Annotated in this window: 8 protein-coding genes and 2 pseudogenes; 2 read left to right on the top strand and 8 right to left on the bottom strand. The window is 39.2% G+C overall.

The genetic code is table 11. The features are described 5' to 3' along the window. Positions 1-405: tetratricopeptide repeat protein (locus AN490_RS19000; RefSeq protein ID WP_300006467.1), on the top strand; the 405-nt coding region annotated here is incomplete at its 5' end. Between the two features lie 344 nt (positions 406-749). On the opposite strand, the gene AN490_RS18995 is transcribed toward AN490_RS19000, so the two are convergent. Both AN490_RS18995 and AN490_RS18990 read right to left on the bottom strand, forming a co-directional pair. Next, positions 750-1244 (bottom strand): DUF2887 domain-containing protein, encoded by a 495-nt coding sequence (locus AN490_RS18995; RefSeq protein WP_366925054.1) that lies wholly within the window; start codon positions 1242-1244, stop codon positions 750-752. Positions 1245-1327: 83 nt separating this feature from the next. Further along, positions 1328-1693: pseudogene (locus AN490_RS18990) on the bottom strand (Rpn family recombination-promoting nuclease/putative transposase); the annotation flags it as partial. Positions 1694-2194: 501 nt separating this feature from the next. On the opposite strand from AN490_RS18990, the gene aroF reads away from it, so the two are divergent. Next, positions 2195-3235 (top strand): 3-deoxy-7-phosphoheptulonate synthase, encoded by a 1041-nt coding sequence (aroF, locus tag AN490_RS18985; protein ID WP_300006466.1) that lies wholly within the window; start codon positions 2195-2197, stop codon positions 3233-3235. Positions 3236-3295: 60 nt separating this feature from the next. Here aroF and minE read toward each other — a convergent pair whose 3' ends face one another. The 6 genes and pseudogenes from minE to AN490_RS18955 all read right to left on the bottom strand — a co-directional run. Continuing rightward, on the bottom strand, positions 3296-3601 hold the full coding sequence (gene minE / locus AN490_RS18980; protein ID WP_096671479.1) for a cell division topological specificity factor MinE: 306 nt from the start codon (positions 3599-3601) through the stop codon (positions 3296-3298). A 37-nt stretch (positions 3602-3638) separates the two neighbouring features. Then, a complete protein-coding gene (gene minD / locus AN490_RS18975; RefSeq protein ID WP_015079597.1) occupies positions 3639-4445 on the bottom strand; it encodes a septum site-determining protein MinD in 807 nt (268 codons plus the stop codon). A 208-nt stretch (positions 4446-4653) separates the two neighbouring features. Beyond that, positions 4654-5832 carry a septum site-determining protein MinC gene (gene minC, locus AN490_RS18970; protein ID WP_300006465.1) on the bottom strand — a complete coding sequence of 393 codons (1179 nt, stop codon included), beginning with the start codon at positions 5830-5832 and terminating at the stop codon, positions 4654-4656. 50 nt (positions 5833-5882) lie between these two features. Next, complete coding sequence (locus tag AN490_RS18965) at positions 5883-7223, bottom strand: four-carbon acid sugar kinase family protein (RefSeq protein WP_300006464.1); 1341 nt, start codon at positions 7221-7223, stop codon at positions 5883-5885. A gap of 10 nt (positions 7224-7233) precedes the next feature. Then, positions 7234-7584: pseudogene (locus tag AN490_RS18960) on the bottom strand (hypothetical protein); the annotation flags it as partial. A 295-nt stretch (positions 7585-7879) separates the two neighbouring features. Next, the coding region (locus tag AN490_RS18955) for a zinc ribbon domain-containing protein (RefSeq protein ID WP_300006463.1) at positions 7880-8137 on the bottom strand (258 nt) is incomplete at its 5' end.

Genomic DNA, 8137 nt, shown 5'->3' with positions numbered 1-8137 from the left:
AATTTAGCAATTTTTTACCAAAGCCAAGGAAGATACAGTGAAGCAGAACCTCTCTTCCTTGATGCTTTAGAAATGAGAATGCGGCTATTTACAGGCGACCATCCTGATGTTGCTACTGGCTTAAACAATTTAGCAAGTCTTTATAAAAGCCAAGGAAAATACAGTGAAGCTGAACCTCTCTACCTTGAAGCTTTAGCTATGTCTAAACGAATGCTAGGAACTAATCACCCTACTACAATAACCGTTCGGAACAACTTGCAACTTTTACAACAGCAACTCATACCTCCTCCCTTTTATATACGTTTGTTGAATAACCTATCAGTTGTGTTAACCTTACTATTGCATCGTGTACAGCTACTAATCAAACGTATTATTATCTTTTCCTGGCGTTTGTTCCGACGTTAACAACAGCTTACTCAACTTTAATAAAGTATCACTATGCAGTTTTATTGTATTGCATTACAAAGATAAGTTTTTATTTAACAGTTAAATTAGATTAACTTGCAATCTTGCTGCATTATATTACAGAATTGAAATTCTACTTTGCAGTTTTATTGTATTGTATTAAAATAATAACGTAAGTTGCTAGTTAGACACATTGTCAGAATCAGGATGTCCAGGATTAAAGGATGAACAGGATTAAAAGATGAATTTTATTATCAATTACCTATTACCAATTATCCATTGGTTACTGAGCGAAGTCGAAGTACCAGCCTTAACTAAATAACTAGCAACTTGAGTTAATAAAATTATTGCTGCTGTAACCAACCTTCCAAATCTGCTACAGTTACAAAATCCAACAGCACATCACATAAATCTTCAATCTGTACTAATGATAACCGCTGTACCTGCGACAACAACTCATCAGGAATATTACCCAAACGCCGTTTTAAAAAACGTAATGCGATTATTTTTTCTCCCTCTTCCTTGGCTTCCTGTATAGCTCTTGGCTCTTCTAAATCTAATCCCAACATAGTTATAATCTCCTTGCGACTAAATTTTTTAAACTTGTAAACAATAATCGTCGTAATTAAATCTATTATCGCTGCTTCCGACTGTTTCCGCGCCTCAGCTAACAAAAACCGTGCTGCTTCTATTGCTTCAGTATCTTCTTTAATCGTCAGCAACATTAAACCTAATCCCAACGGTTGCTGCTGTACATCCCCCAATTCATCTAAATATACCCGACTAACTTGATCACCTGCTAAGAGGATGTTTGAAAAGTGGTATTCCGTAATTTTCATCACATTGTCCAGTTCCCTCCCCTTTACAAGGGGAGGGTTAGGGTGGGGTAAAAAATATTTGATACATCAACCATAACTTTTCAAACACCCTCTAATAAAGACCGATGAATCTTTAAATTTGATGGTTCTAAACTCCGCGAACCAAAAATTATCACACCATACCAATCATCATAACGAATAGAATGGCGATGGAGAAACAGTGATAATTCCGAAAAGAAGCGAAAATATAAATTTTCATCTTTTTGAAATTGCACTTCTGCAAAAAACACCACTTGAGAAACCGCATTAGCTGGAGGTAGAAATACCCCATCAATTCGGAAAGCTGTTTCTTTGACTTCCACCGATTCAAACTGATAACTATCGGCTTCTGCTGGTGGTTCATCTACTAATTCAAACAACAAACTAGGAAATTGTTTGAACAATTTATAAAAAATCGAATCCCGTCGCATTATTAATGAAAATTCTACTGTATAACAATTATATAGCATTTCCTAGTCTAATGAAGTACAAAATTATCTGCGTTTATCTGCGTCCATCTGCGTTTGATTATTAACTCTTGTACCTCACTTGAATGGGAATTGCTATATTTGATTTGTAAACACTATGACTGGATAGATTAAAATGTTTAATTGTAATCAAAAACTTATGCTTCTACTCCTCCCCTTATGGAAAAGAATATTAATTTAATTTTCGTAAGTTGGGTTGAATGAAGTGAAACCCAATATTGGCAGTAGGATAGTAAGATTTGTTGGGTTTCCTTGCGTCAACCCAACCTACAATAAATGTTGTTTTACATAAAGGGAACGGTAGAGCCAATTTTTCTAGTAAAATTCAGCACAAATTACTCTCTATTTAGGAGAAAGTACCTGACGCTACATTTTTTTTCATAAGTTTTTGTTGTTAATCTAAAGTTAGTTAATCAAAAATCTACTTAAAAAAGGAACTTGTAAATGATTATCGTCATGAAAGTTGGTTCCCCACAGGAAGAAATAAATCGGATTACCACAGAATTATCTAGCTGGGGACTAACACCAGAAAAAATTATTGGTCAACATAAAGTAGTCATTGCTTTGGTTGGGGAAACTGCGGATTTAGACCCGCCCCGCATTCAAGAATTAAGTCAATGGATTGAGCAAGTATTACGAGTGGAAGTACCCTACAAACGAGCCAGTCGTCAATTCCGTCATGGAGAAGCTTCTGAAGTGGTGGTGAATAGTCCTCAAGGTGATGTGGTGTTTGGTGAACATCATCCTTTGGTAGTTGTCGCTGGACCCTGTTCTGTGGAAAATGAAGAAATGATTGTAGAAACAGCACTGCGGGTAAAGGCGGCAGGAGCTAAGTTTTTACGCGGTGGGGCATATAAACCTCGTACTTCACCTTATGCTTTTCAAGGTCATGGTGAAAGTGCTTTGGAATTGTTAGCTACAGCCCGAAAGGTCAGCGGACTGGGGATTATTACGGAAGTAATGGATACGGAAGACTTGGAGAAAATTGGCGAAGTTGCTGATGTGATTCAGGTGGGGGCGAGAAATATGCAGAATTTCTCCATGCTCAAGAAGGTAGGAGCGCAACCCAAACCAGTCCTGCTAAAACGGGGTATGGCGGCGACTATTGAAGATTGGTTAATGGCGGCTGAGTATATTTTAGCGGCGGGTAATCCCAATGTGATTTTGTGTGAACGGGGAATTAGAACTTTTGACCGTCAGTATACTCGCAATACCCTAGATTTATCCGTTGTGCCAGTTTTGCGAAAATTGACCCATTTACCGATTATGATTGATCCTAGTCATGGTGTGGGTTGGTCTGAGTTTGTTCCTGCTATGGCGAAGGCAGCGATCGCTGCGGGTACAGATTCGCTAATGATAGAAGTACATCCCAACCCAGCTAAAGCCTTATCAGATGGACCCCAATCTTTAACCCCAGACCTGTTTGATAAATTAATGTCAGAATTATCCGTGATTGGTCACCTCATGGGACGGTGGCCAAATTAACGCCCCCATTCGCTTTTTAATATCCAATCCAAGACAATTCAGGGCGCAGACCCTGCGCCCCTACAGTAGGATATCACTACTTTCTAGAACTGTTTCATCTAGGCTTTCTTTAACCCTACGGATTGGTAAATTAGCAATTAAAGCCGTTGTCCGTTGGCTGCTTTCTAGGGAAAACTCCAAACCATCTGTTTCTATTTCGACATAGCGACAAACGATTTCCAGGATTTCCTGACGCATTTTTTCTAAAGTTTGGGGGTCTAAGTCCGCACGGTCATGGGATATTACCACTTGCAGACGACGTTTAACATCATCGCGGCTGTTATCGGGACTACGAGCAAAAAATTTTTCTAAAATTTCAAGAATCATTGCGGGTATGTGTAAGGCAGAAACACTGGCAAGTAAATTAAACAATTTTTGACCACAACATCTTTCTCAACCGAGAGAAGATACTTTTACTAGATGAGTCAAGCTCCAGAAATTCGACAGTTTCCCCTTCCAATCTCCGAGCAATATTCTCAAAAGCGGTGGCAGCTAAAGAGGGAGTGTCTGATAATACTAGAGGTTCGCCCCGATTGGTAGAGACAATCACCCGCTCATCGTCGGGGATGACTCCAATTATGGGAATGGCGAGAAGTTCCTGAACGTCCTGTACAGACATCATATCATTTGCCTCTACCATTGCCGGTCTAATTCTATTAACTATTAAGTTAATCTTTTTGACACCTTGGGCTTCGAGTAATCCTACTACCCGGTCAGCATCACGGACAGCGGAAATTTCGGGAGTGGTGACAATCAGGGCTTCTTTGGCTGGTGCAGTCGCATTTTTAAACCCCATTTCAATTCCTGCGGGGCAGTCAATCATTACATATTCGTACTTTTGTGCTAGGGCATTTACCAGTAACTTCATTTGGTCAGGTGTGACGGATTCTTTATTGCGATGTTGGGTAGCTGGGAGGAGTACCAAATTAGGTTGTCGTTTATCTTTAACCAAAGCTTGTTCTAGACGACACTCCCTAGCCAAAACTTCCACCGCTGTATAAACAATCCGATTTTCTAGTCCCAGAAGTAAATCTAAATTTCTCAGTCCGAAATCTGCATCAATTAAGGCTACTTGTTTGCCTATTTTGGCTAAAGCCATTCCTAAATTAGCTGAAACTGTGGTTTTACCCACTCCCCCTTTACCGGAGGTAATGACAATAATGCGGGTCATGATAATGCTTTATGAGAGTTTAGGGAACAACAATAAAATATTTAAAGCTATTGATTGATTCTAACTTTAGTAACCTAACAGAAATTAATTACATATACAGCATATTGCAGGTAAATGAGGTACAAATTTTAATCATCAAGCCTTGCACCGAAAGGATTTTACTGCTGAATGTTGAAAGCTGCTGTAGATTCTTAACTAAGCAAGAATTTTAGATCAGATTTTGTGTAACTAATTGCGTCCGACTACTTAATTGACTGCGGGAAAAATCAGCGGCTTTAACAATGCGAATTCCTTCAGATGTAATATGTGCAACTTCAGGAAAGAAGCTGGTGAGGGTTTTTTCTGGTGATCTAGCGACAGCATCAGCAATTCGCAATTGGGTTGGTTCCATTTGCAAGGCCATGATCAGAGATTCCCGATTCCCACCGGCACCAGCATGGGCAACTCCCCGCAATCTTCCCCAAATGAGAATATCCCCATCGGCAATGACGATACCACTAGGATTGATATCTCCTAAGATAACTACCGTACCGGGATGACGAATTTCTACACCTGATCTCACTGTCATTTGCAGATAGAGGGCATCTGCTAGGGCGCTGGGAGTCGGTTGAATATCGGAAGTGAGGGATGTGTGGAGTTGGGTTTGTTCTACGGAATAACCCAGGGTACAAGCAGCGATCGCTGTTTGTCTCCGACTGGTAGCTACGGATTTTAGTTGAATTTGGTATGTATTTAAAGTTTCTGCCAAATCTTGCAATTGTCTATTATCTAACAATCTATCTTTTGCTACTAGATGCAGGGATGTATTTGGTTTCCGTAAGCGATCGCCTGCATTGAGACGCTGTTTCATTTGTTGCCAAATTTCCCACCAATTGAATTCTGATGGTGATACTTGAGATTCCGTGGGCAAAATCAATAATAGTCGCTCCCCTTCAGTTTTTAACTGAACTTGAATATTATGATCTACCTTTTGTCCTAGTAGTTCTAAATCAGCACTTGGTAAATCAGATAAAATCGAACCAGATTCCCCCCCATTAGGCATATTAGATTCTGGATTTTCAGCAGCAGAATTACCTTTTAAAAAGGCCATTACTGAATTTAACTCTGAATTAGGGATAACAGGATCAGATTCTACTTTATGATCAGCAAAATCTGGATTGATCTCGCCAGAGTTAGAATTATTTACCTCTTGATCAACTTGATGAAAAACTGATTCTGATTTAGAAAATTCAGCCTTTATTGTCTCAGATTTAGCAGAATTACCAGCATCTACATTATTTTCCACAGAATGAGAATTATTTACCTCTTGATCAACCTGATGAGAAATAGATTCTGAATTAGGAAATTCAGCCTTTATTTCCTCAGATTTAGCAGAATCAGAATTCATGCAGCACTAGCCAAAATACACTAATATTTTAAATTGATAATTGTCAATTATTAATTGTCAACTGTCAATTGTTCACATATCAATCTTTGATAAACCGTTCCCAAAGCATCAGCATTGCCGACATTACCGGGAAACAATACAACTGGCAAATTAGGAAACAGGGGATGATTAGATGGTGTAATTACCATTGAACAACCTGCTAAAATTTGACCAAGTAATCGGGCTGAAGTTAAAGCCAGTCCCGTACTGAGAACATCATTAGAAGTAATACCCCCCTTACTGATGAGAAATCCTAGATCAGATGGTAAACCCTGGACAACATCCATAAGTAAAGCGGAAACTGTACTGCCAAAATCTAACCTAGTTTTGACATCTTTAAAAGCCAATTCCTGCCGACTAGTATAAATTACTGGTGTTTTACCAGCATTATGTACTACTTTGACATTTTCGAGAATCTCGGTTAGCAGTTTAGCAGATTCATCTACCCCATTTTCAAGTAATCTACCCACATTAACTTCTATGCCTACCGTTCCCTCAACTTGTAATAATGATTCTAACTGTTGAGTTGTCTTTTTAACGTGAGAACCCACAATAATTGCACCAGGTTTACCACCGCGCACATATTTTGCCATACTTTCAGCAGCAATGGGTTGGGGTGGTAAGGCAGCCAAAGCTGTTAAAATGCTCGCAGCAGAACGGAATAAAAAGCGTTTTCCCCGACTTGCGGCTGTTAATACATCTACCGCAAAGATATTAAGATCATGTTGATGTTCTCCGTCTACGACACCACAGTGATTATTCTCAAGTTGTAACAAACTTTCTAAACTACCAGCACGGATATCTGCGAGTAAAAATCTAGTAACAGTATCTTCTTTAATCCGTCCCTTGGTTTTTTCTTCCACATATTTAGGCAGATAGCTGTAATTATATCCAAAGACAGAATCACGAGCAAATTCTGTTTCATGTACGGGAGTGGGAACACCATCAATAATTAGATAGTGAATACTATCGCGGGTAATTCTTCCCCCTTCAAAAAATGCCGGCACAAGAAAATGAGCATCAAATGGACCGAGTTCTTCAGCAATAACATCAGTTTCTATAGGATAATGTCCGCGTAAGGTGGAGTCAGAACGACTAACTACGAGAAAATCCTCTATTTTTTCGGCTGCTAAGGCAAGTTTAAGGTTATGACAAACTTCTCTAGTTACAAATGCGGCTGCTTCTGGAGTCAGAGAACGAGTATTAGTTAAAATAAAGAAAATGGGAGCATCATCTTTTAATCCTAAACGTAAAGTTTCTACATCCCAACGCATTAATAATAAACAACTATGGACGGTTTGTGAACCAGTGGGATCATCATCAAGGACAATTATTTTAGGTTGGTTATTCATTTTAGGAAATTTAAACTAGACTTTCTGTAATTTTCACAAGTTCTGCTTGCACATCTAAGGCAATCTGTAATGATTGATTGAGAAGTTGAGCATATTCACTAGCTTGACTACTAACTGGTAAGGTTTGCAGATTAGCTAAATTATTTACCACTAAATCTTGGTTATTAGCAAGCAATTTTTTATTATCGCGCAAAATCCGTTCACTTTTTAAGGCGCGAACTAAATCTTCTCTAATCAGTTGTAGTGCAGATATTACCTGTTCTCTGTCGCTAATGCTACTTTGGGAGTTACCAGAATTAGTCATTTGATCATGAATATCTATAGCTTGAACGACTTGATGATATTTTTCAACTTCGTCTAGTGGTCTGTCAAGATAAAAATGATGGGCTGTAGTGTGAGCGTCTCGCTCACGCGGGCATCTTGCCCGCACTACCAAAAACCCGTCAAAATAAATTTGACAGACTACTAGTAGGATTGTCAGTGCGTGGGGACAGATTTTTTCCGCCAGAGCGATGTCTAGGACGGGCTATGCCAACGCCCCAAAACCAGCCAAATAATCAGGAGCAGTTTTAACCCCCAAAATAATTTTTGTAACAATTGCCACAGTTTCTTAAATTTGCCCTGAAAATGAATTAATTAAGTTGACACTCCCCGGTCTAAAGACGCGGGGATTCTACATTCATCGTCACAATTTGCTCTAACAGGTTTTCACCAACTGGAGTAGAGATTCCAACTCCTGTAGCGTTACTTTGGGGATGCCCTCCCCTAGCTTTTGCAAGATTTAAAATATTAATTGCGGCGTTTGTATCTCTGTGTAACTCGCATCCACAACTACAATTATGGGTACGAGTTGATAGAGATTTTTTGACAATTACGCCACAGCTAGAACACTTTTGAGAAGTGTAATGAGGTGC

The organism is Anabaena sp. AL09 (assembly GCF_001672255.1).
Classification (GTDB): domain Bacteria; phylum Cyanobacteriota; class Cyanobacteriia; order Cyanobacteriales; family Nostocaceae; genus Dolichospermum; species Dolichospermum lemmermannii.
The sequence above is the reverse complement of the archived record's forward strand: the minus strand, read 5'-3'. Positions and strand labels throughout refer to the sequence as shown.

Coding starts and splice junctions, on each gene's coding strand:
- AN490_RS18995 (WP_366925054.1), bottom strand. CDS start 1,244: ATGAAAATTACGGAATACCACTTTTCAAACATCCTCTTAGCAGGTGAT.
- aroF (WP_300006466.1), top strand. CDS start 2,195: ATGATTATCGTCATGAAAGTTGGTTCCCCACAGGAAGAAATAAATCGG.
- minE (WP_096671479.1), bottom strand. CDS start 3,601: ATGATTCTTGAAATTTTAGAAAAATTTTTTGCTCGTAGTCCCGATAAC.
- minD (WP_015079597.1), bottom strand. CDS start 4,445: ATGACCCGCATTATTGTCATTACCTCCGGTAAAGGGGGAGTGGGTAAA.
- minC (WP_300006465.1), bottom strand. CDS start 5,832: ATGAATTCTGATTCTGCTAAATCTGAGGAAATAAAGGCTGAATTTCCT.
- AN490_RS18965 (WP_300006464.1), bottom strand. CDS start 7,223: ATGAATAACCAACCTAAAATAATTGTCCTTGATGATGATCCCACTGGT.